We start from the raw sequence: 22,324 nt of genomic DNA, 5'->3' as shown, positions 1-22,324 counted from the left end.
AGCCTGTATGCAGAAGACTGTTTTTATTACCGGTTGTTCAACAGGTATTGGTCGAGCTCTGGCTCTTGCATTCCAAAACTCTGATTACAAAGTTTGGGCAACAGCCCGAAACCCTGAATCTATTTCTGACTTAAAAAACAGTGGTGTTCAAACTCTAGCCCTGGATGTCATCAGTGCAGAGAGCCGAAAAGCTGCGGTTACGAAAATTCTTCAGGAAGATGGCCGAATTGATGTGCTGATAAATAACGCAGGATACGGCGCCATGGGGCCGATTGCTGAAAGCCCGGAGTCATCCCTCAGGCAACAATTCGAAACCAATACTTTTGCTCCTGTTGCACTTATTCAAGAAGTGGTTCCAACCATGGTGACACAGAAGAGCGGGACCATCGTTAATATCACCAGTGTTTCCGGTATTCTGACCACACCATTCTCAGGAATGTATTGCGCATCTAAAGCCGCATTCAGCACTCTAACCGAAGCCCTGAGAATGGAGCTGCAACCGTTTGGTGTTCATGTGATTGATGTACAGCCTGGCGCGATTCGCTCCAGCTTTGGTAATACTGCTACCAAGAACTTGAGCGTTCTTTCTAAAAATTCTCTGTACCGATCTATAGAAAAAGCTATTCTCGCTCGGGCTGGAGCATCTCAGGATAATCCGTCATCGGCTGAAGGGATGGCAGAGGCGATTGTTAAAGCCGTTAACAACGGTAAGAACCCCCGACTTATTCGCTATGGTAACGGCAGTGGTTCTTTACCTTTTCTGGCACGCTGGCTCCCAAGAAATTTTGTCCATAAGATTCTGGGCAAAAAATTCCAGCTGGATCAGCTCTAGCCCCTATGCTCGCTTAGATATCAACAAACTCCAGCGCCCGATAATCAGGGCGCTGAATATCAGAAGACAACCAAAAATCTCTAATGCAGCCATGCTTTCATCAAACCAGAATGCAGCTGCTAACGCAGTCCACACGGGTTCCAGAATCATAATCAGAGCAGCATGGCTAACTGGCGCAAGGCTTTGCCCATAGGTTTGCAAAGAGAACCGCAAACTTGTAGCAAACAAAATACTTGCCAGTAACCAGCCCCAGATTTCTACAGAAACGGATGATGGCCAGTTTTCCGTTAATGCGGAAACAGCAAACCCGACAATACCAACAACCATCAGTTGTGCAGCCGTTAACGGTATAGCCGGAACCTTTGCAGCAATGCGAGAAATCAAAGTGAACTGAACAGAGAAAAGAGCGGCTGCTACCAGAAAGAAAATATGTCCGGGGTCTGAGCTCAAACCTCCATCCAGAGATAGAAAGCCCAAACCAAACACAGCCACTGGTACTGCCAGTTGTGTACTTCTTCCAATGGGTTCACGGAACATCAACCACGCTACGAGAGGAACAAACACAACTCCCAGGCTGGTGATAAAAGAACCCACTCCTAGATTTTCTGTTTTGGCTAGGCCTTGAATCCAAAACAGCAATGCTACAGCCATAATTCCGCCCAACTGCCAAACCTGCTCTTTCAGCGGGTGATGACTCAAAGTCTTCCAGCTGCCACGGTGAGTAATAAACAGGAACAAACCGGCAGTAAAAAAGCGGATACCAAGGAACAACAAGGGGGGAAGTTCTGTCAGGGTTTCTTTCGAAAAGATCCAGCCAAAGGCGGCCAGTATAGTTACAAGCAAAAGAACCAGATCAGCTTTGAGGTGCGAGAACCGCTCCATAACATCCTTGTACACGAATTATTACTGCTTTGATGAAGAAAAGTGGATTGAATAAATCGCAGTCTCGCACAACCATGAGGAGTAATGAAAGGCATGAAGGAAAGAGCAAAGCCGGTGCAACGATTGCTACACCGACCGAGAGTAAAGATTAATACTCGATGCGGTAGCTGAGGGAGTACGCACGGCCTTCAGCTTTGTGAGCACTCAAACCATCATAAGTTTGACGAGCCCACTGGCTGTATACCGTTTCGTAATCTTCGTTCAGCAGGTTGGAGATACCTGCATTAAGAGTACCGATCGGCAACTCAAAGGTAGCCATCAAATCAACGGTTGTATAACCATCCACCTCTTGGCTAATAATCTTATTGCTACTGTTTACTCTCTTACCTTTGTTGTAGTCAGCAAAGGTCGCGGACTGCAGACGTATATTCATCCCACCCTGCTCGTAGGCAATATGGGCCATGATTTTTTCAGGGGATACATCTGCAGCTTGCAGGTCAAGCCACTTTCCAACTTCCTTGTAATAACTACGACCTTCGGTGAAAGCATAGCGACCACCCACACTCCAGTTATCATTCAGGAAGTATTCACCACCCGCTTCGATACCGTAAATCTTCTTCTTTTGGTCCAGCAGATCAACGCTGAAGTCTGCATTAAAGTCGATGGTTTTGTCAGACTCGTTGTAGAATGCAGTCGCGTTAGCATTCCAGTCAGCAAACTGTCCACGCCAACCCAGCTCGTAACTCTTAATCTTAATAGCTTCAAGATTGGCATCTTGAACACTTGTCGCTGTTGCACCAGGAACAAAGGCTGCAGGAATGCGGGTTAAAATGCTTTCTTTGGAGTATGCATTACGCAGTATCCGCGCAGCATCTGGAACTTCAAAACCTTCAGAGTAATTTGCAAATGCTTCCTGCTCATCATCCAGACGATATACAACACCACCATTGAACAGATTGGCGCTGTACTTTTTAGTGTCTCCTTTCAGAGGTGTACGAATATCAGGAAGTGCGCTGCCACCAAGGAAAGGAGCAAACACAGGTTGTGTATAAATTGGCAAGAACCACGTTTCAGCAATTGGATTGTAATCGCTGATATCCAGCTTGGCTCGCTCATGACGGAAACCAAAGTTCAAAGTTACATCATCCCGAATATCGTAGGAGCTTTGAACAAAAGCACCAAACGTTTTCGCAGTAACATCTGGGCCGTAATCATAGGAACCGCCAACAGGCTTAAGCGCTAGTCCATTGCTGGCAACAAAAGTTTCATCATCATAACTACGGGCTTTCTGCTCACCTTTATCTACGTCGTAGTCCAGGCCATGGGAAACACGCAAACTGTCGCTAATGTCAGTATCCAGAACGACCTTTATGCCATACACCTCTGACTTGGACGTAGACTGGTTTACGATCACATCATCCTGAATCAGCAGGTTGGCGCCAGGCATTCTCAGAGCACCGTCCAGTGCCGCACGGAAATCATAAGCGTAAGGGTAGAAGCGGGCTTCACGTGTACGGTAGTAAGCCTGTGTTTCTAAACGGCTGCCAAAGAACTCTTCATCTGTAAACTTGAAGGTCAGGCTGTCACGATGGGTGTACGGCTGATCAGCCAGTTCCAGCCCTTTAACAGGTTCGGTGATAGCTGCAGATCTGTCCGCAAGGTTAGCGAGGTTTGTTCCATAATTCGGAGCATAGTCAGTGTCCATCTCATCACGGAAAATCTGAGCAGTCGCTTCCAGACGTTGGGTGTCGTTGAAATCAAAACCCAACTTGATCAGAGCGTCTTTAGTGTCGGTATCACTACGACTGACCTGAGATGGATCAGGGTTAACCCGCTTACCGTCAGCATCAAAGATGCTGTCACGCTGCTCAAAAGTACCACTCACCAGAAAGTCGAAAGCCCCCTGACGCCCACTTACACTCTGATGCAGGCTATAAGCATTCAATTCACTGTCAGACACCTTAATGCCAGCCTCAGAGGCAAAATGGATACCGTCGCCTTCTGGTCTCTTGGTAATAATGTTGATGATACCGCCGGTTGCACCACCACCATGAATAGCGCTGGCACCGGAAACAACTTCAACTCTTTCGATGTTTTCAGGGCGGATGCTGTTCATCTGTCGGCTTACCTGACGGTTGTCTTCCTGAGAAATACCATCAATCAGAACCAGTACCTTACGGCCACGAATGCTTTGAGTGCGATCAGTCACAGTCTGAGTACTTGGGCCCATACCAGGAACCAGCTTTTCCAAAATGCCGGAAAGCTTTTCACCAGGTGTTACTTGCTCGGCTATCTGCTCGCCATCAATCACCTGAACAGTCCCAGAAATAGAAGAGATGCTTTCAGCTGAGCGGGTTGCAGTTACAACCACACTTTCCAGTTTTGTTGGTGTCGCGTTAGCAGTTGTAGAGACAATGCCACTGTAGAGAGCCACGCCTATCGCCAGAGCCAGCCGGTTTGGTGCAATCGTGTGCTGGTGTATTTTCATTGTTCTACTCCAGTGTGTATTTGGTTTATTTTTTGAGTCAAAGCTATTGCTTATCATTCTCAACAAATCCTTATTTTTATTGTGTCCCACTTCCTGCGGGGCTGGCTCATCAAACGTTTTTAGTTATTAGAAATTATTTGCGGCGCAGGTATTTGCCGCTGACTAGAAGCACAATGAAATAGAACCCGCCGATACACGACACAACCAACCCTGTAGGCAGTTCGAACGGGTACATCAAGGTGCGAGAAAAGTAATCACCCAATACCAGAAGAATCACGCCAGTGAGAGCTGACGCAGGAATCAAATACCGGTGACTGGTTAAACCTGATAAACGACAGATGTGTGGAGCCATAAGCCCGACAAAAGAAATACCTCCCACAACGGACACTGTGAGTGAACAGATAACAGCAACAGCGCCCAATAACCAAATCATCACCGGAGCTGTTCTTATCCCCAATAATCCCGGCCAGAGAGAACCAAGATTCATAATATCCAGTCGGCGCCAGAACAATCCGGTCACAACTAATCCAGTCAGGGCTGCAAACCCAAGCAACTTCGCTGAATCAAAACTGCTGTGATACGTCGAACCACTTAACCACACCAGAACCTCAGTTGACTGGTTACTGCCTAACACCAGCGCAATGTTGATCAGAGTTCCCGCCAGTGCCGACAAACACAAACCCGTAAGGGCGAAAAGCTGAGGCTGAAACCCTGTGAACCGACCAATAATCAACAATAAGCAAAGGGCGGAACAACTGCCAATAAGTGTGAGCCCCACAAGCCCTGTTGAAGAAATTCCGGGAATAAGAACAACTCCCATAACCGCAAACAACACACCTGTTGTTGTTAAACCAGAAACATCAGGGCTGGCTAAAGGGTTCTTCAGCAGTGTTTGCAGCACAAGACCAGAGATCCCAAGAATGATTCCTGCAAAAGCTGCTACAAAAACCCTTGGTGCTCTCAGATCCCACCAATCGAGAGAACCAGATCCGCCAAGAGCAAAGAAAACAGTTACAGCAGCAAGACAGGATAAAACCATCAATATCAGTGTTGGTTTCAGCTTAATCAGTGCGTGAATACCCGCTTCAGATGTTGCTGGCAGTCGGCCATTACTCTGGCGGTTTCTGGCCAGCATAAAGATCATAAAAGGTGCGCCGACCAATGTTGTCATCGCACCGGCAGGAAGACTGTAATTCTGGCCAGATAGCACACGAGCCATCATGTCAGCCCAAAGAAGTAATAGCGCACCAGTCACAGCTGATGCAGGGATTAAAGATCGGGCACTGCGAAAACCTAATAAGCGAGTTAACGGAGGCGCCACAAGCCCAATAAAACTGATCATGCCGACTTCACTCACCACCATAGACGACAAAACTAACGCAACAACCAGTGAACCATTCACAATCAAATTAACATTGATGCCCAGGCCGAGAGCTGCACCCTGCCCCAGTTCAACAACATCCAGAGAACGCCCTAAAGCCCAACTGACAAAACTTAAAACCAGAAGAACAGGCCAGACACGATTCACTCCAGAAAAGTCATGTTGCGAGAGGTTGCCCGCACCCCAGGTATACAAACCTTCAAGGCTGTTTTCCCAGAACATCATTAACCCAGCACTGATAGAACCAAGTGCCAATGTCATGGCCATTCCCACCAGAACCAGGTTGACCGGGGAATCACTGATCATTCGGGAGAGTTTCAACACCAGGAGCGTTGTTGCCATGGCTCCCGCAAATGCCACAACAATTGGAGCTGTCGCCATAACGCCGGGCACAACAACCATGCCTACAACGGTGGCTAACAAAGCTCCGGCATTAACCCCCAGCGTTGCAGGGCTGGCAAAGTTATTACGTGTAGCCTGCTGAATCAGTACACCGGCAATACCTAATCCAGCACCACACAAAAGCGCCATGACTGTGCGAGGAATTAATAACGTTGTTAATAACAGCTGCTGAAGCGTATCGCCCGTGCCAAACAAAAGAGTCGATATATCTACTGAAATGCTACTGATGTGTACAGAAACAGTGGCACTCACCAAAAGCAGAACAATCAATACAAAGCTTGTCACTGGCGGCCAGGCATTGCCCCGAATCATCCGGCCTCTCCAATCAGTTGATTAACAAACTCTTCCACCATGCGGCGGGCAGAAAGTGGTCCACCGTACCCCCAGAGCTGTGGCGTGCGATAAACGCGGTTCTCCTGAACCGCGGGCATCTGTTGCCAAACCGCAGAAGTCGTCATGGTTCTCGCTTCACCCTTGATATCTCCCACCAGCAGAAAGCTGGCACTTCCCACAAAAGGCAACTGCATCAGATCAATATGGGAAAAGTCTCTGCCCGGAAGAGTTTTCACCCAGGCATTATCAAGGCCAAGCTCTGAAATAATGGCCCCAGCCAGAGAGCCTTCTCCAAAGGTTCTTAATCCAAGCCCCATACCTACAAACTTACCAACCATAACCTTTGAACCAGACAAACCTGCCAACTCTATACGTCGGCGGCTTTCAGCAAGCACAACGTCCAGTTCCAGAAGCTGTTGCTCGGCCATTTCAGTTCGGTTTAGTAATTCGGCAACACGGAGATAGTTATCCCGCATACGTTGGAGATAATTTCCAGAGTCATCCGCATCGGGGTACTGCTTGTAGAGTGCAGTAGGTGCAATTTTTTCCAAACGCTCATACAAACGGCCATGACGCCAGTTGTAGCCAAGAATAAGATCTGGCTTCAGGCTCCACAGTTCTTCCATACTAGGCTCAGCTCTGTGGCCAAGTTCAATAACACCATCAGGAATTGGTGGGTTATTGGATTGCCAGTAGCGATAACCTTTGATGGTCGTTAAACCTGCGGGGGTAATGCCCAGGCTCAAAAGAAATTCAGCCTGAGTCCAGTTCAAAGCAGCTATGCGCTCAGGTTTTTCGGAGAGCTCTATTAATCCATAGTCGTGCAAATATTCATCTGCATTCACCGCAGAGATCAACATCAAGAGTACAGAAGAAAGAACCAGATATTTCACACGGCCTATCATTAAGATGCCGCCTCCAGAATCTCCAACGGCACATCATGATTATTTACTGATGTATTTAACTGAGGAACCCAAAGCGACTCATTGCCATTGTTCCATTGAGCTTTTTCAGCGTGAATATTAAAGACTAATTGCAGTAATTGTTTATTAACAACCTGCTCTGCCAATCCCTGGGTTACCAACTTGCCCTCTTTCAGAACCACCAGCTCATCGCTGTATTGCGCAGCTTGATTCAAATCGTGAAGCACCCACAAAATCGTTACACCTTTGTCACGATTCAAAGTTTGAACTGTTTCAATAAGATTGAGCTGGTGAGAAATATCCAGCCAGGATGTGGGCTCATCAAGCAGAAGGATTTTTGTATCCTGCGCCAGCGCAACAGCAAGCCACGCTCTTTGCCGCTCCCCACCAGAGAGCTGTGTCATCTCCCGGCTTGCAAGCTTTTCAAGACCAGCTCTCTCAATAGCTTCATCAACAGCAGCATGATCTTTCGCCGTCATTCGGCCAAAAGAGCCAACCCAGGGGTAACGCCCGCAGCCAACTAGCTCTCTAACTGTAATGCCTGAAGGTACAGGTGATGATTGAGGCAACATCGCCAGTTCGCGGGCTAATGCTTTGCGGTTCCAGCTGGATAAAGGTTTATCGAGAATGTGCAGCTGCCCTTTGCTGGGCAGCTCTTGCCCTGATAACAGTTTTAGTAGGGTGCTTTTACCAGAACCATTCGGCCCGATAATTCCTGTTATTTTTCCTGCGGTAATAGAAATATCCAGACCGTCGAGCACAGCGCGATTTTCTGCGATATAAGACAATTGTCTCGTGACAAATGTTGTCTCTGTCATGTGCTGTTTTTCCGGAGGATTCTTGTGTTGTTATACCAAACGCATGCGAATGATAATGATTTGCATTTATAAAAACAACATTTTGTAGAACGGAGTCTTTCAAGATAGTTGAACCACATTCCGAAAATTAAGCGACGAGCCGTTCACTCATCCATTGATTCGCCTTGTCTCTATCAATTGTTGCCATCATGGGAAATGGCATTGCTGCTTTCATACGTTCACTGACAACACGTTCTCCATGCTCAACACTGTCTACCAAACGTGCGACACCAGCACAGTAAATACCAAGACTTTCTCGCTGCTCTTTAAACCATAAGCCCATGGCTTTACGTGCCTCTGGAGAAAAATGGCTGTTAGGGCGAGCATGAATCAGCATTACAAATGACTGTTTTTTTTCGAGCAAGGCATTCATATTGTCCAGCCATTGCTGCGCTTCTGCATCACTGGCTTGCTTTACAAACTCCAGTTCAACATGTGGCCAGCCTTCCATACGAATAGATTGTTCTTCATTGAAATATTCCAGAGACATCAATTCACTCCTGGTGCAACTGGGTTTTTATAATCTGGGTTTTTATAATCTGGGTTTTTATAATCGGAATTTATTTTTATAGGAGAATCATCCACAACAATTGTGGTAATTAAAAAGAGAATGGAGGCTAAAACAAGAGCGCCAAACATCACCATATCAATGCCAAGAGTCATGGCTGCTCCAGCCACTATTCCGCTAATGGCATAGCCACCACTGTGCATCATGCTTAACAACCCGGTCATTTTTCCACGTTCATGGTTAACCTGTTCTGCCGCAAGCGCTGTGTAAGCTGGCGTCATCATCATGACTGAAGCGGCTGCCAGGGAGAGTCCAATCCAAATTGCCCACATAGATTCCGTTTGAACCAGCACAAGGCATCCCGTCAGAAGAATTGTTGCTCCGGCACGCAGTAAAGTTAAATGCCGACGTCCCATAAGTCGTGAACAGATCACATGCATAATCAACGTGATCAGTGACACCACCATCATCAGTGAAGACAACTGCTCTGTCGTGGTCACAGAACTCAATTGCAATCGAGTTTGTAAAACCGGTCCGATGCTGAACTGCAGAACCCCAAAAACACCAGTCACAAAAACAGCCATCACAAACACAGGGCCGCACAACTGCCAGAGAGGTTCACGAATATTTGGTGACTCCTCTTCTTTTGAAGATTCCTCAGCTTTACCCGCTTTCACTCCCATCACCATCAGTAACAGAAGTGGAGCTACGCCTAAGGCGACCAGCAAAGCAGCGACTCCCCAGTGAACAGCAACAAGACCAGCTAAAGGGCCAAGAAGTCGGCCGACGTTTATTGCTGCCGATACCCGACTCAGTGCTTTTGCACGTTGAGCATGAGGGGTTGTATCCAGAATATGAGCCTGAACGGATGGATACAGCCCACCAACAAACGCACCATAAACAATTCGGGAGGCAAAGATTAAGGCAACAACCACAAGAGGGCTTAACAAACTTTCCTCCGCTGCAAGCACAACCAGAGCGAGAACAATATTGCCAACCGCAATAGCCAAAAGAGCAATTCTAATAACTGTCAGCCGCCCCAACCTGTCACTTCTCGCCCCCCAGAATGGAGCTGTGAACAGAACCATTACCATTCCTGCCGAAAGAGCAGCGGTTAACAACGAATATCCTGCTTTTGTTATCTCATTCAACAATGGCAAACAGGCGAGTAGTGCTGTCTGTCCAGCTCCCTGGAGTACGACAGCAATAATCATTGCCAGCGTATGTGATTGGCCAGAGAGCTTGGAAGTATCTCTCATTTTTATCAGTCCCTGTTGAAATTCTGCTCTTACCGTGAGCATAATACTAAATGATAACGATTCTCATTACCAACAAATAACAATTCTCCATATCAGGAAGCACCGGTGCAGACGCATTTCAGTCCTGCAGCAGAAATGCTGGCTACTAATTGTTTCTTTAATGCGCTCTTACGAGAGTGGGACGGGTGGAAGCTATCGCCCGAGGGCGCAGTACTTATCAGACTGAGGGAAAGTGAAGGCCAGCTGGTGCTCTCTTTCAAGCATCAGGGTATTGCCGGGCGTCACCAGTTCAATCTTGATATCTGGCAACAGCTGCCGGATTCCTCTCCTGTCAGGACACCTTTTCTGAAAGCAGTTGAGCTCATGTGCAACACGCTTGCTGAAGAAAAGAAGATTCCAGAAAAAGACATAACCGATTTCCTTGGGCGGGTGGATAACAGCCTCAGAAATACCCAGATGGCACTGAGTGAACGGCGCGATGTGCTTGAATCCCTGTTCCACCAGCCAACATTCTTTGCTGAATCTGAGCAGGCTTTGCTGGCAGGACACTCCATCCATCCTGTGCCGAAAAGTCGAACGGGAATGGTTGACTCAGACACCCGCCAGTTTGCCCCGGAGTTTGGCCAAAGCTTTGCTCTCCATTGGTTTGTCATTGAGAACAGTTACCTGTGTGCCGACAGTGTTCATGAAAAGTCGTTTGCTGAGTTAACCCAACAACTTGTTGATGAAGATTCCTGGCCGAGCATTATTTTTCAGAACCAGATTCCAGAAGGCTTCACGTTCTTACCGGCTCATCCATGGCAGGCTCAGCAATGGATGAAAAACACCTGGATAGCCAGCCTTTTAGAAAACGGAAAACTCAAAGATCTGGGAGTTAGCGGAACCCACTGGCGAGCCACATCCTCCATGCGAGCTATCCACGCTCCCCATGCCTCTTTCATACTTAAGTTTTCCCTGAGCGTGAAACTCACCAACTCTGTTCGCCACCTTCTTCCGAAAGAAGTTGAGCGTGGCAAAGAGATTTATCGCGCTCTTGGTGAAACAGGCACCGGGCAGGAGTTTCGCCAGCGCTTTCCGCAGTTCTCTATCATCAATGAGCCGGCACATGGCGCGATACGCGATCAGGATGGCAACCCCATGCCGGAAACCATGACGGTGCTGAGGGAAAATCCATTTAGTGAGCAAAACTCTCCTCACATAGAACTCCTCGCTACCCTCACCCAGGACAACCCACACGGCGAATGTCGCCTGGTTAACCGCATTCGCAGCCTTGCCCTCAGCGAAGGACGAACATTTCCGGTTGTTACCTGCGAATGGTTCAAAGCTTTTCTGGAAAACACTATTGAACCTCTTCTGGTGGGGCAGGCTGACTACGGTCTTCTGTTTGGTGCCCACCAGCAAAACCTGCTCATGGATTTAACCACGGGTTACCCAACCCGAGCCTGGTTCCGGGATTGTCAGGGCACAGGTTTCAGCCCTGTTGCTCAAAAGCTATTGGCAGATGTTTTACCGAAGCATGGAGAGCACAACGAGCACCGTGTTGAAGAGGATATTGGCAATAAGCTGTTCACTTATTACTTGCTTATCAACACCACTTTTGGTGTTACCGGGGCGTTAGCTTCATCAGGCGATATTAAAGAGTCACTTTTGCTGGAAGACGTAAAACAACTTCTGCACAGGCTTATCAAGAGCAATCCAAGAGACACATCCTGCCTGGATTACATGCTCAACAGCGAAGAGTTGCTCTCCAAGGGTAACTTCTTCTGCTGTTTACAATCTCTGAACGAAAACACGCTGGACAACCCTTTGGGGATTTATCACCCCATGGCAAACCCTCTTCTCAAGAGCAATTCAAATCTCAAGAATTACCTGGCACCAGGGAAAGGAAAGAATAATGAGAGCTAATGTTGGATTCACCATACCTGTTGCCAACTCAGGCGCTGTCACACTTGGCCTGCTTTCAACCTATCTGCTGGAAGCTCACCGGGGAGATGATCGCCTGTGCATTGAACTTGCGAAAGCGGAGCCTTCTACTCAGCTGACAGTTACTCTTGCCCGAGGCAGTAGTAAACCGTCGTCAGAAACATCTGTACTTCTGGCTTCGCTTACAGATTATCTGTTTTCCCGTTCACAGATTCTGGATGAACTGATCCTGAACTCTGATCTGCTTAATCATCTCCACCAGCACTGTCTGGCCGATGGCCTGATAACACGTTTGGATGCTAAAGGTTTCGGGATTATCGACCGGGCAGCGTTTTATCAAAATGGTCTGCTCTGGCACTGGCGAGGTAATCGTAACCCTGTAACAGAAACTTGGGAAACAAACGACAAAGGTGTTAAACATCCTCTACGACAAGAGCAGCCAAGTGGCCTCCTTTACCAACGTTATGACATTACTAGCGACCTACTTGTCACCTTTGAAACGCTCGACCCGGAAAAGCATCTGGATATTTTTCATGACTGGATGAATCAGCCACGAGTTGCTGAATTCTGGGAGCTGGATAAAAGTAAGGAAGAGTTGAAGGAATACATTAAAACTCTTCGTGCAGACCGCCACAGCTGGCCGGTACTGGCAAGCCTGAACGGCGAGGCCATGGGCTATCTGGAAATGTACTGGGTTCCGGAAGATCGCCTTGGACCTTATTACGAGTGTGACCATTGGGATCGCGGCAGCCATGTACTTGTTGGCAACACCAACTTTCTTGGCGCTCGTTACTCAAAAGCATGGACCTGCGCCCTCAGTCACTTCCTGTACTTGGATGATCCTCGCACCCGCACTCTGGTTGGGGAACCAAGAGCAGATAACAAACGCTTGTTGAAATTGCTGGAACCTGCCAGCTGGTTCTTTGTGAAAGAATTCGATTTCCCTCACAAACGTGCTGCATTGATTCAATGTCGCAGGGATAAGTTCTTCCAGAAGGTGCGCCTGTAATGCCTGTTCAAATAGACGCTAAAAATACACTGGTTGTTCCACCGTCATCCAACCCGGAAATCTGGGAGCAGGCCAATCGCAAATTACTTGCTAAATCGATTGGCGAGTTATGTTGGGAAGAGTTGTTCAGCCCAACCATCCTTTCAGACAATAGATGGCAGCTAAAACTGAAAAGCGGTGCCAGCTACCACTTTCGGGCGTGGCGTAATATTTGGGATCAACCAGTTGTCGAACCTTCCAGCATTGAGCGCTCCCCAACACTTGCTCAGAGTTGTGTGCGTCAGTTCTATATCGACGCCAGTGAAGAGCTGGAGACTTCACCAGCCACTCTTTCTAACCTTCTTGAAGAACTGGCCAATACGCTGATGGCAGATGCGCAGGTGTTAGCCAAACAGAACCTGACTGCTTCAGAACTGGTTCAACTGCCTGACGACAGCTTGCAAGCTTTTCTGGATGGTCACCCAAAGATTGCCGCGAACAAAGGCCGTATGGGCTGGGGGTTTGAAGATCACCAACACTTCTCAACGGAAAGCTCATCTGGTATCCAGCTGGTTTGGCTGGCGTTAGATCGTAATCATTGCCAACTCGCATTGTCCCCGGATTTTGAGGAAAGTGCACTGCTCAGCACAGTACTCAATGAGTCAGAGCAAACTCGTATTAAACAGGTTTTGGCTAGGGAAGATATTTATCGAAACCGATATCTTTTGCTTCCCGTTCACCCATGGCAATGGTTTAACAAACTGACTGCCCATTTTGCGACTGAACTAGCCAACCGGAATATTGTTTACCTCGGGCCGTTCGGTGATCTAATGCAACCGCTGCAGTCCCTCCGCACTCTCGCCAATACAGAGAGACCTGAGCAACCCCATATAAAACTGCCGTTAACGATTCTGAATACGTCCTGCTATCGCGGTATTCCTGGACGCTACATTACTGCAGGCCCTGTTGTTTCCAAGTGGTTGGCAGACATTGCAGCCAGTGATGAGATATTAAGCCAGAGACGTGCAATTATCCTGCAGGAGCCTGCCGGTGCTTTCTATCCACACCCCCTTTACGAACAGATAGAGAACAGCCCTTACCGTTTTCAGGAGATGCTGGGGTGCATATGGCGTGAAAGTGTCGTCAGTCATTTACAAGATGATGAACGTTCGCTGCTGGTGTCTGCACTTTTCCAGAAAGATGGCAACGGCAACCCTCTTATCTGTGAGTACATTCACCTCTCGGGTTTATCCACAGAAGAGTGGCTGGAAAAGCTGTTTGATGCTGTTGTTGTTCCGCTCTATCACCTGCAGTGTCGCTATGGCGTTGGGCTGGTTGCCCATGGCCAGAACATTACTCTGGTACTGAAAAACTGGATACCGGCACGAGTGGCCCTGAAAGACTTTCAGGGAGACCTGCGCCTGACTGAGACAGACTACCCCGAGCAGGAAGGTTTGCCTGCCGACGTAAAAAATACTCTGGGCAAGCTACCAGAAAAATATCTGATTCACGACCTGCTGACTGGCCACTTCGTCACGGTATTGCGCTTTGTTTCTACCGTTCTGGCCGAACAGAATTTCTCCGAGTCACGCTTTTACGGAATTCTCAGCTCTGTTCTTCAGCAGTATATGACAAGCACTCCAGAACTAAAGGAGCGTCATGCGCTCTTCAATCTGTTTACTCCAAAAATCGAACGTATTTGCCTGCATCGAGTGCGCTTCAAACAAGGTTACGATGATTCTGCTGAGCGCCCTCTACCTGCACTTGGCACACCGCTAAACAACCCTCTCTACACCTCACTGGAAAAGAACAATGACACGCTTTGAAGGATCACTCGATCTCGCAGGTATTGGTGCCGGGCCTTTTAACCTGAGCCTGGCTGCACTGCTGGATGGCATTCCAACATGCAATGCGGCTTTCTTCGATAACAAGGAACAGTTCAGCTGGCATCCAGGGCTTATGTTGCCCGGAGCTCGTATGCAGACCTCTTGCCTGAAAGATCTTGTGACGCCTGTTTCCCCTACAAGCCCATGGTCGTTTTTAAACTTCCTGGTTTCCAAAGGACGTTTCTACGACTTTATGTCGTTGGAGTCCTTTGTTATCAGTCGTCAGGAGTTTACCGAATACATGTCATGGGTAGCTGCTGGCTTGCAGAATCTGCAGTTCAACTCCGGTATTCGGGAAGTGTCATTTGAAAACGGTTCGTTTATTCTCAGAACCAACGACCAAAGTTATACAGCCAATAATCTTTGCCTCGGCACGGGCAAAGTTCCCCATCTGCCAGAATGCACCCTGCCCTTCACTGGTGAGAACTGCTTCCATGCCTCTAGCCTGAACAACCAGAAGCCTTCTCTGACGGGCAAACGTGTCGCTGTTATCGGTGGCGGGCAAACTGGTGCTGAAGTGTTTATGAATAGCCTGAATGGACTCTGGGGCGCTCCCTCAGAGGTTGTCTGGGTATCACGCCGTTCCAACTTTGAACCATTGGATGAAAGCCCGTTCACCAACCAGTTCTTCACTCCAGCCTATGTTGAAGCGTTCCACAGTATTGAAAGTTCGAGAAAGAGAACGATCACTGACCGCCAGAAGCTGGCCAGTGACGGTATAACACCCTCTTACCTCAATCTGATGTATGAAGAGCTTTATTACCGCTCCTATGTAGAAGAAGCCTCTATGCCTCCATGGAATCTTCTTCCAGACAGAACTCTTTGCGGTATGAACAAATCAGGTAACGGCTACCAGCTGGAAATCTCCAATAACTTCCAGCAGGGTAGTGAACATATTGAGGCAGACTGTGTCATTCTCTGCACAGGTTTTGAGTACAAGTTGCCAGAGTATCTGGAACCACTGCTCCCGAGCATTGATCTCTCTGAAGGAAACCTTCAATTAGGCAGCAACTTCCAGGTGCAATGGGACAGCCCTGCGAACAGAAACATTTACGCTGTAAATGCGGGTTTGCATAGCCATGGCATTGCCGAGCCTCAGCTCAGCCTGAATGCATGGCGTGCCGCGAAGATCATTAATAATTTACTGGATTATGAGCACTTCGCCCTTGGGCATGGTCGTCGACTGATTGAGTGGGAAAAACAGAACAAACCATCTCTTTCACAAAACGCAGCCTGACTTCAAATAAGAGGGGAGCCTGATAAAAATGAGCTCCCGTTTCCTTTCCCATTTTCCTTTCGCCCCGACTAATCTCAGACTGGTAACGATTTTTAACTTTCCAGATCCCCATAGTTTTGCCATATAATGCCCGGGCACAGGCTACAAAAATAATAACTGCATGAAGAAGTACGTTGCTCTGGTTCCCTTTCTTCCAGCATCTGCACAAGCATTAGAGTGCAATGGTAATACCTGTGCGGAAATCAGCAGTCTCGATACTATTATTCCCACCGAAGATATGCTCGCCGGCTCTGGAGCCCAAACACTGCAGGTGACGGAGGATGACTGCGCTTTCGCATATAACCGGCTTAACAACACTCCTACGACGTACAGTTCCGGACAGAATCCAATGCTATTAGCTTAGGGAGCGGGAACTACCGAATTGGTGGCAATACCGGCCCAGAGTTGAACCTTCAATGGCGTGGAAACCCAAACAGTAATTACGCTAACGTTTCTACCAGTCAGCTCACAAACGATACTCCCGGAGCACTGAACTGCTCACAGGAAAGTGCCAAAGCCTCCCTCAGGGTAACAATGACTGCTGCAGAAATTCAGGCTGCCCAGCCTGGTAATTACAATGGTTCTCTCAGTATGGATATGGGGCAAGACAACAGTATTTACCATTCTCGCATCCCCTTTGAGATGAAGTTACCAAAGCTGGCAAAGATCAGTGGGCTTGAAGATGTACTGGTCGATTCAAGAAATGGTGCAGATAACGCTTACCTTGAAACCCGGAACTTCTGTGTATTTGTTTGGGGCGGAGGCGATTACACACTACGAGCAGATAGTGCCAATGCTCAAGGCAACCAGTTCCGATTACTGAATGGTTCCAATGCCATCAATTACATTCACAGGTTCTCACACCAGCATCAACTGCAATAACGGTACGAATGCCAGAGTGCGGGTGAGAATTAATGATGCTGAGATAGCTAACAAGCCATCTGGTTCTTATACCGATACATTAACTCTGACAGTGGAACCGACCTGATCCCACTATCAGAGCAAGCACTGTTTACTGATCTCGACCCATCATCTGATAAGCTGCGCGCTGGTTTCTATCCGCCCTGCGCGCCATCCACCATGACACAAAGGCAGCCAGCGACACACAAAAAATTATCAGCGTCGCCAGTGCATTAACCTTTGGTGAAACACCCAATCGCACCGATGAGAACACAACCATAGGCAGTGTTGTTGAACCTGGCCCCGCAACAAAGCTGGAGATCACCAGATCATCGAGTGAAAGAGTGAACGACAGTAGCCACGCTGAAACCAGAGCTGGTGAAATTGTTGGCAGTGTAATGACAAATAGTGTTTTCAAAGGAGAAGCGCCCAGATCCATGGCAGCCTCTTCAATAGAAATATCCATTTCCCGCAAGCGGGAACTGATTACTATTGTCGTATAAGCCGTACAGAAGGTGACATGGGCTATCCAGATAGTCAGCATACCTCTGTCTTCTGGCCAACCAATGCTGGTCGACAGAGACACAAACATCAGCAGCAGTGACAAACCAATAATAACGTCTGGCATAACCAGAGGCGCTGTGATCATACTGCTGAACAGTGTACGCCCACGAAAGCGTCCGTATCGGTTAAGCAAGTATGCGGCCATGGTTCCCAGAATAACCGCGGACGTTGCTGACGACACAGCAATCTCCAAGCTGGTGATAACAGCATCAACAAGCTGGCGGTCACGGAATAATTCACCGTACCACCTGATTGAGAAACCAGCCCACACAGTTACCAACCTCGAAGCGTTGAAAGAGTAAATAACCAGAATAAACATGGGCAAGTAGAGAAACATCAACCCAAAGCCAAGGACGATATTGGAAAAACTGTACTTCTTCCCTGTCATGACCGTTCCTCCATTTCCCTGAGCCGTGCGTGATTAAAGATCATGATCGGAATCAACAGAACCAACAGCATCACAATTGCCAGAGCCGATGCCACTGGCCAGTCCCGATTATTAAAGAACTCCTGCCAGAGAATCTTGCCAATCATCAGCGTTTCCGGCCCACCTAATAGCTGAGGGATAACAACCTCACCAACAGCAGGAATAAACACCAGCATGGAGCCTGCAATAATTCCATTCCTGGACAAAGGCAGAGTTATCTTGAAGAAACACTCCAAAGGCCGTGTACCAAGATCCTGCGCAGCTTCCAACAGGCTGTTATCCAGCTTTACCAGATTGGAATAAATCGGCAGCACCATAAACGGCAAATAGGCATACACAATGCCGATATACACAGCCACGTTGGTATTCAGAATCTGCAGGGGCTGGTCAATCACTCCCATCCACAGCAACAGGTTATTCAGCAAACCATTGTTCCGGAGAATACCCATCCATGCGTAAATGCGAATCAGAAAGGAAGTCCACGACGGCAGCAGAACTGCCACAAGTAAGGCTGACTGCCACTGCTTAGGCGCTCGAGCCATGGCATAAGCCATAGGGTATCCAACAGCCAGACAGAACAATGTACCGAAGAAAGCAATCTCTACCGAACCAAAGTAAGCAGACAAATACAAAGGATCATCCGCTAACCAAATGTAATTCCCCAGATGCAGAACAATTGTTAATGCTTCATCGGCATACTCAAACAGCGATGAATAGGGCGGAATTGCAATTTCGGTATAAGCAAAACTGATCTTCAACACGATCACAAAGGGGATTAAAAAGAACAGTAGCATCCAGATAAAAGGAATGCCGATAACTGTTCTCCGGCCAAACTCCGAGCGCCATTCGCGCCAGTCTGGCGACAAAAGCTTACTCAGGTTCATGAGTTCAATACCACGCTACTGTCAGCTTCCCAGGTAATATAAACCTTGTCATCCCAGGTTGGGTGATCCGCTGTGCGCACAGTGTTTGCCATATTGGATTGCACAATGGTGCCGTCTGGCAACTGAATGTAATAAACCGAGTGAGCCCCTAGATAGGCAATGTCGTATACCGTACCTCCTGCCCAATTACAGTTTTCACCCGGCCGCTCTCTGTCGATTTCAATCTTCTCAGGGCGGATAGCTACCCAACATTTACGGTCTTCCAACGGCGCAGCAATACCGTGATCAATATAAACAGGACCAGGAAGTTGTGGGCACTGAATAATCACGTGATCTGCTGCGTCTTCGGAAATCTCACCAGCAAAGATATTTACTGAGCCGATAAACTCAGCAGTCATCCGGCTGTTGGGATTTTCATAGATATCCACAGGAGAGCCGGTTTGCACAATCCAGCCGGCATCCATAATGCCGATACGGTCTGCCATGGTCATGGCTTCTTCTTGATCATGAGTCACCATCAAACAGGTAACGCCCACCTTTTCCAGAATCTCTACAACTTCCAACTGCATCTGGGTACGTAGCTGCTTATCAAGAGCTCCCATTGGCTCATCAAGCAGGAGAAGCTTCGGACGCTTTGCCAGACTTCGTGCAAGAGCAACACGCTGGCGTTGGCCACCAGAAAGCTGATGGGGCTTTCGGCGGGCATATGGCTGCATACGAACCAGACGCAGAAGCTCGCTGACTCGCTCTTTAATCTCTTCTGCGGGAAGCTTGTCCTGCTTCAGGCCAAAAGCAACATTCTGCTCAACGGTCATATGAGGAAACAGTGCATACGACTGGAACATCATATTAATAGGGCGCTCATAAGGTGGCAGGTTAGTAATATCCTGCCCGTCCAGAAGGATCTTTCCTTCACTCGGCTTTTCGAATCCTGCCAGCATACGTAGCAGGGTAGATTTACCTGACCCAGAGCCACCTAACAGAGCAAAGATTTCACCTTTGTTGATGGTGAGGGATACATCATCAACCGCGATAGTTTCCTCAAATTTTTTGGAAACACGTTCAATTTTCAGTAGCGCCTGTTTCTTTTCCCGGGCACTGAATGTTTTCTTATAGAATCCAGATGGTACGGCCATCGACGTCTGATCTCCCACGCAGCCAAAGCCACGTGACTAAAACAGTAATCCCATCCACGGTGCTGACTGAGCACAAACCAAAGTCCGCCGGAGTCTGGCTGGAAGAGCTGTAGTTAGGGAAGCAAAAATGCCTAAAAAATAGTACAAGTCACCCTGCTATCTGAAGCAAAGCGCTTAGTTACCAGTTTGGTCTGGCTCGCCTGCCAGTGAGGATTCTGTTCCAGCCTCTGGTAATAACCCGATTTAGTTTGGGTGATATTTCCTGAAAGGCATAAAGGCGTTTAGTCGTTCGAGCATCAGGGTAGATGCCATCCTTACATCGCCCGACCAACCTATAGCTACAGCAATATCGCCGTTTGCCAGATCGGCAATATATCGAGACGAATGAAAATAGGTAATGTATTCACGCACGCCAGAAAGAACTTCTTCAACTTTGGCGTAGTCTTTTGGGTTGTGCTGTTTGGATCCAATCCCAGTTGTACCCCGCATATAGGGAACCGCATATTGGTTGCCTTTATCGTGACCTTGTCGTTTATCCAGCAAGTCAGGATCAAGTTTTTTCCAGTTTGGCAGTCTCGTTTTGTCCAGTTTAATAAACGCGCCAGTTTTTACCTGTCGGGATAAAAACTCACTGGTTGGCGCAACAGCATCATAGCCTGAGTTACCAGACAGTAGTTCGGCTTCAGGCACTTCATTACTGTCAAACACATCGTATGTAACATCAAACCCTGTTTTCTTTTCAAGGTTGGTCAATGTATTTTCGGCGATGCAGTCACCCCAGTTCAGAACATTAACGTTCTCAGCAACTACACCGCCGCTCACACTTAAAGCAGTGAACACGAACAGCAGATACCTTTTAAGGTACTTCATCGGCATGGTCTCATTGGAAGGTTGTATAACGATGCACAGGATTGAATAACTGTGCAGATAGGGCGCAATGCAGAAAGAAGAAATACATCATCACCGGGTGCGCACATTGTCTTCAGACACTGGTAAAGGTCAATGATTATTTCTTTGAATACTGTCAATCTATGCAAATATTTATTCAGCGGATGAGGGTGCGTCCAGAGTTAAACCTAAGGATCGGAGTGGGGTGTAAACGGTAGGCAAAGAAAAGGCCTCTTGCGGGTGAGGCCTGAACTGGTGGTCGCTTATAGAGTTACCCTTCCCTGGGTTACACGGCCCTGTGCGCAAACCATCCATGTACTAGTAATAGTAGGAGTAAGCCCGCCTGAGCAACAGACGCAGATGTCGGTTTATCATGTAAGAGATATCTCACAGCCCAATCATCTATTCAGGCGCATTACAAATACTTCAATAAATGAGGTGGAATCTGGCAAACACTGTACCTCTTTACTTGTCAGAACTTCACCTGTTTCATAGACCAATGAATTAATAAGATCCTGTTATGTGGAATACCAATAATATGGGCAACAAACTGAAACACATCGGAGTACTAACATCAGGTGGCGATGCACCTGGCATGAACGCAGCCATTCGTGCAGTTGTAAGAGCATGTACCCATTACAACATTAAAGTCAGTGGCATATCTGAAGGCTATCAGGGGCTAATAGATAATGAGCTCAGGGGGATGGATGCTCGTTCCGTTGCTCATATCATTAACCGTGGCGGTACAATCTTAAAATCCGCTCGCTGTCAGAACTTCCGCACCAAGGAAGGACGACAGAAGGCGCATGAAAACCTGAAGAAAAACAATATTGACGCTTTGGTTGTTATCGGTGGAGATGGCTCCTTCACCGGTGCCAGTATTTTTTCCTCTGAATTCAATATCCCTGTTATTGGCGTACCTGGAACAATAGACAACGATATCTACGGTACTGACTTTACTATCGGTTACGACACAGCTCTGAATTGCGTTGTCGAGGCAATGGATCGTATTCGTGATACAGCCACTTCCCATAACCGATTGTTCTTTATTGAATGTATGGGGCGTGATTCAGGTTTTATTGCTCTTAATGCTGGTATTGCCGGAGGCGCTACCGAGATTCTTATTCCCGAAGACAACAAAAGTATTGATGACCTTGTTGATAAGCTGAAGTCCAGCCGCGCCTCAAACAAGACATCCAATATTGTTCTGGTTGCTGAAGGTGATCAGCTCGGTGATACCTTTAAGCTGGCAGAAAAGACTGAAAAGCTTTTGCCTGAATACAGCATTCGGGTTTCTGTACTTGGTCATATCCAGCGCGGTGGTAACCCAAGCTGTGCAGATAGGGTTTTAGCAAGCCGTTTGGGCGTGTCAGCTGTAGAACAACTTCTGGCTGGCCATAGTGGCATTATGGTGGGTGTTCAGAACAGCTCTGTCACCACTGTTTCTTTGCACGATGCAATCAGTCGTAAACCAGGTATCGATACGGATCTGGTTCATGTAGCAGATATTGTTTCCCTCTAGTAAAGCCTAATAAAAAGAGGGGCTTTCTCAGGTTGGCTGAAGAAAGTGAGGGGTTGAAACAGAAA

The 22,324-nt window shown here is 47.7% G+C and carries 19 protein-coding genes; 8 read left to right on the top strand and 11 right to left on the bottom strand.

Annotation, left to right across the window (positions count from 1 at the left end; translation table 11 throughout):
- The first annotated feature begins 7 nt into the window (after window positions 1-7).
- Window positions 8-832 carry an SDR family oxidoreductase gene (locus QMA35_RS07140; protein WP_281646454.1) on the top strand — a complete coding sequence of 275 codons (825 nt, stop codon included), beginning with the start codon at window positions 8-10 and terminating at the stop codon, window positions 830-832.
- 3 nt (window positions 833-835) lie between these two features.
- Here QMA35_RS07140 and QMA35_RS07135 read toward each other — a convergent pair whose 3' ends face one another.
- The 7 genes from QMA35_RS07135 to QMA35_RS07105 form a co-directional block, all read right to left on the bottom strand.
- Window positions 836-1,729 (bottom strand): DMT family transporter, encoded by an 894-nt coding sequence (locus QMA35_RS07135; protein ID WP_281646453.1) that lies wholly within the window; start codon window positions 1,727-1,729, stop codon window positions 836-838.
- A gap of 133 nt (window positions 1,730-1,862) precedes the next feature.
- The gene (locus QMA35_RS07130) at window positions 1,863-4,202 is read right to left on the bottom strand and encodes a TonB-dependent receptor (protein WP_281646452.1); all 2,340 of its coding nucleotides are present in this window, start codon (window positions 4,200-4,202) and stop codon (window positions 1,863-1,865) included.
- A 133-nt stretch (window positions 4,203-4,335) separates the two neighbouring features.
- Window positions 4,336-6,297 (bottom strand): iron ABC transporter permease, encoded by a 1,962-nt coding sequence (locus QMA35_RS07125; RefSeq protein ID WP_281646451.1) that lies wholly within the window; start codon window positions 6,295-6,297, stop codon window positions 4,336-4,338.
- The gene (locus tag QMA35_RS07120) at window positions 6,294-7,223 is read right to left on the bottom strand and encodes an iron-siderophore ABC transporter substrate-binding protein (RefSeq protein ID WP_281646450.1); all 930 of its coding nucleotides are present in this window, start codon (window positions 7,221-7,223) and stop codon (window positions 6,294-6,296) included. The genes QMA35_RS07125 and QMA35_RS07120 overlap by 4 nt, the downstream gene beginning before the upstream one ends.
- Window positions 7,223-8,059: an ABC transporter ATP-binding protein gene (locus tag QMA35_RS07115; protein WP_281646449.1), complete on the bottom strand. Its 837-nt coding sequence runs from the start codon at window positions 8,057-8,059 to the stop codon at window positions 7,223-7,225. The genes QMA35_RS07120 and QMA35_RS07115 overlap by 1 nt, the downstream gene beginning before the upstream one ends.
- A gap of 127 nt (window positions 8,060-8,186) precedes the next feature.
- On the bottom strand, window positions 8,187-8,588 hold the full coding sequence (locus QMA35_RS07110) for a hypothetical protein (protein ID WP_281646448.1): 402 nt from the start codon (window positions 8,586-8,588) through the stop codon (window positions 8,187-8,189).
- Window positions 8,588-9,865 carry an MFS transporter gene (locus QMA35_RS07105; RefSeq protein ID WP_281646447.1) on the bottom strand — a complete coding sequence of 426 codons (1,278 nt, stop codon included), beginning with the start codon at window positions 9,863-9,865 and terminating at the stop codon, window positions 8,588-8,590. The genes QMA35_RS07110 and QMA35_RS07105 overlap by 1 nt, the downstream gene beginning before the upstream one ends.
- Before the next feature lie 105 nt (window positions 9,866-9,970).
- Here QMA35_RS07105 and QMA35_RS07100 point away from each other — a divergent pair, with 105 nt between their 5' ends.
- From QMA35_RS07100 to QMA35_RS07075, 6 genes are all read left to right on the top strand, one after another.
- Complete coding sequence (locus QMA35_RS07100; protein ID WP_281646446.1) at window positions 9,971-11,770, top strand: IucA/IucC family protein; 1,800 nt, start codon at window positions 9,971-9,973, stop codon at window positions 11,768-11,770.
- Window positions 11,760-12,797 (top strand): GNAT family N-acetyltransferase, encoded by a 1,038-nt coding sequence (locus QMA35_RS07095; RefSeq protein WP_281646445.1) that lies wholly within the window; start codon window positions 11,760-11,762, stop codon window positions 12,795-12,797. The genes QMA35_RS07100 and QMA35_RS07095 overlap by 11 nt, the downstream gene beginning before the upstream one ends.
- Window positions 12,797-14,602, top strand: coding sequence for an IucA/IucC family protein (locus QMA35_RS07090; protein WP_281646444.1), 1,806 nt, complete (start codon window positions 12,797-12,799; stop codon window positions 14,600-14,602). Before QMA35_RS07095 ends, QMA35_RS07090 begins: the two co-directional genes overlap by 1 nt.
- Complete coding sequence (locus tag QMA35_RS07085; RefSeq protein ID WP_281646443.1) at window positions 14,589-15,899, top strand: SidA/IucD/PvdA family monooxygenase; 1,311 nt, start codon at window positions 14,589-14,591, stop codon at window positions 15,897-15,899. Before QMA35_RS07090 ends, QMA35_RS07085 begins: the two co-directional genes overlap by 14 nt.
- A 160-nt stretch (window positions 15,900-16,059) precedes the next feature.
- The gene (locus QMA35_RS07080) at window positions 16,060-16,302 is read left to right on the top strand and encodes a hypothetical protein (protein WP_281646442.1); all 243 of its coding nucleotides are present in this window, start codon (window positions 16,060-16,062) and stop codon (window positions 16,300-16,302) included.
- A gap of 41 nt (window positions 16,303-16,343) precedes the next feature.
- Window positions 16,344-16,820 carry a hypothetical protein gene (locus tag QMA35_RS07075; RefSeq protein WP_281646441.1) on the top strand — a complete coding sequence of 159 codons (477 nt, stop codon included), beginning with the start codon at window positions 16,344-16,346 and terminating at the stop codon, window positions 16,818-16,820.
- A 130-nt stretch (window positions 16,821-16,950) separates the two neighbouring features.
- Here the strand turns inward: QMA35_RS07075 and QMA35_RS07070 are convergent, their stop codons facing one another.
- The 4 genes from QMA35_RS07070 to QMA35_RS07055 all read right to left on the bottom strand — a co-directional run bounded on the left by QMA35_RS07070 (window position 16,951) and on the right by QMA35_RS07055 (window position 20,719).
- Window positions 16,951-17,790, bottom strand: coding sequence for an ABC transporter permease subunit (locus QMA35_RS07070; RefSeq protein WP_281646440.1), 840 nt, complete (start codon window positions 17,788-17,790; stop codon window positions 16,951-16,953).
- Window positions 17,787-18,713, bottom strand: coding sequence for an ABC transporter permease subunit (locus tag QMA35_RS07065; RefSeq protein ID WP_281646439.1), 927 nt, complete (start codon window positions 18,711-18,713; stop codon window positions 17,787-17,789). Before QMA35_RS07065 ends, QMA35_RS07070 begins: the two co-directional genes overlap by 4 nt.
- A complete protein-coding gene (gene potA / locus QMA35_RS07060; protein ID WP_281646438.1) occupies window positions 18,710-19,849 on the bottom strand; it encodes a polyamine ABC transporter ATP-binding protein in 1,140 nt (379 codons plus the stop codon). The genes QMA35_RS07065 and potA overlap by 4 nt, the downstream gene beginning before the upstream one ends.
- Before the next feature lie 243 nt (window positions 19,850-20,092).
- Entirely contained in the window at window positions 20,093-20,719 is a 627-nt protein-coding gene (locus QMA35_RS07055; protein ID WP_281646437.1) for a hypothetical protein, read from the bottom strand.
- A 538-nt stretch (window positions 20,720-21,257) separates the two neighbouring features.
- Between QMA35_RS07055 and pfkA the strand changes: the two genes are divergently transcribed.
- Window positions 21,258-22,259 (top strand): 6-phosphofructokinase, encoded by a 1,002-nt coding sequence (gene pfkA / locus QMA35_RS07050; protein WP_281646436.1) that lies wholly within the window; start codon window positions 21,258-21,260, stop codon window positions 22,257-22,259.
- Window positions 22,260-22,324: the final 65 nt, after the last annotated feature.

Source organism: Parendozoicomonas sp. Alg238-R29 (assembly GCF_947331445.1).
In the GTDB taxonomy this organism is placed as follows: Bacteria; Pseudomonadota; Gammaproteobacteria; order Pseudomonadales; family Endozoicomonadaceae; genus Sansalvadorimonas.
This window is presented reverse-complemented; position numbering and strand designations above follow the sequence as displayed.

Coding starts and splice junctions, on each gene's coding strand:
- QMA35_RS07140 (WP_281646454.1), top strand. CDS start 8: ATGCAGAAGACTGTTTTTATTACCGGTTGTTCAACAGGTATTGGTCGA.
- QMA35_RS07130 (WP_281646452.1), bottom strand. CDS start 4,202: ATGAAAATACACCAGCACACGATTGCACCAAACCGGCTGGCTCTGGCG.
- QMA35_RS07125 (WP_281646451.1), bottom strand. CDS start 6,297: ATGATTCGGGGCAATGCCTGGCCGCCAGTGACAAGCTTTGTATTGATT.
- QMA35_RS07120 (WP_281646450.1), bottom strand. CDS start 7,223: ATGATAGGCCGTGTGAAATATCTGGTTCTTTCTTCTGTACTCTTGATG.
- QMA35_RS07115 (WP_281646449.1), bottom strand. CDS start 8,059: ATGACAGAGACAACATTTGTCACGAGACAATTGTCTTATATCGCAGAA.
- QMA35_RS07110 (WP_281646448.1), bottom strand. CDS start 8,588: ATGTCTCTGGAATATTTCAATGAAGAACAATCTATTCGTATGGAAGGC.
- QMA35_RS07105 (WP_281646447.1), bottom strand. CDS start 9,865: ATGAGAGATACTTCCAAGCTCTCTGGCCAATCACATACGCTGGCAATG.
- QMA35_RS07095 (WP_281646445.1), top strand. CDS start 11,760: ATGAGAGCTAATGTTGGATTCACCATACCTGTTGCCAACTCAGGCGCT.
- QMA35_RS07090 (WP_281646444.1), top strand. CDS start 12,797: ATGCCTGTTCAAATAGACGCTAAAAATACACTGGTTGTTCCACCGTCA.
- QMA35_RS07085 (WP_281646443.1), top strand. CDS start 14,589: ATGACACGCTTTGAAGGATCACTCGATCTCGCAGGTATTGGTGCCGGG.
- QMA35_RS07080 (WP_281646442.1), top strand. CDS start 16,060: ATGAAGAAGTACGTTGCTCTGGTTCCCTTTCTTCCAGCATCTGCACAA.
- QMA35_RS07070 (WP_281646440.1), bottom strand. CDS start 17,790: ATGACAGGGAAGAAGTACAGTTTTTCCAATATCGTCCTTGGCTTTGGG.
- QMA35_RS07065 (WP_281646439.1), bottom strand. CDS start 18,713: ATGAACCTGAGTAAGCTTTTGTCGCCAGACTGGCGCGAATGGCGCTCG.
- potA (WP_281646438.1), bottom strand. CDS start 19,849: ATGGCCGTACCATCTGGATTCTATAAGAAAACATTCAGTGCCCGGGAA.
- QMA35_RS07055 (WP_281646437.1), bottom strand. CDS start 20,719: ATGAAGTACCTTAAAAGGTATCTGCTGTTCGTGTTCACTGCTTTAAGT.
- pfkA (WP_281646436.1), top strand. CDS start 21,258: ATGTGGAATACCAATAATATGGGCAACAAACTGAAACACATCGGAGTA.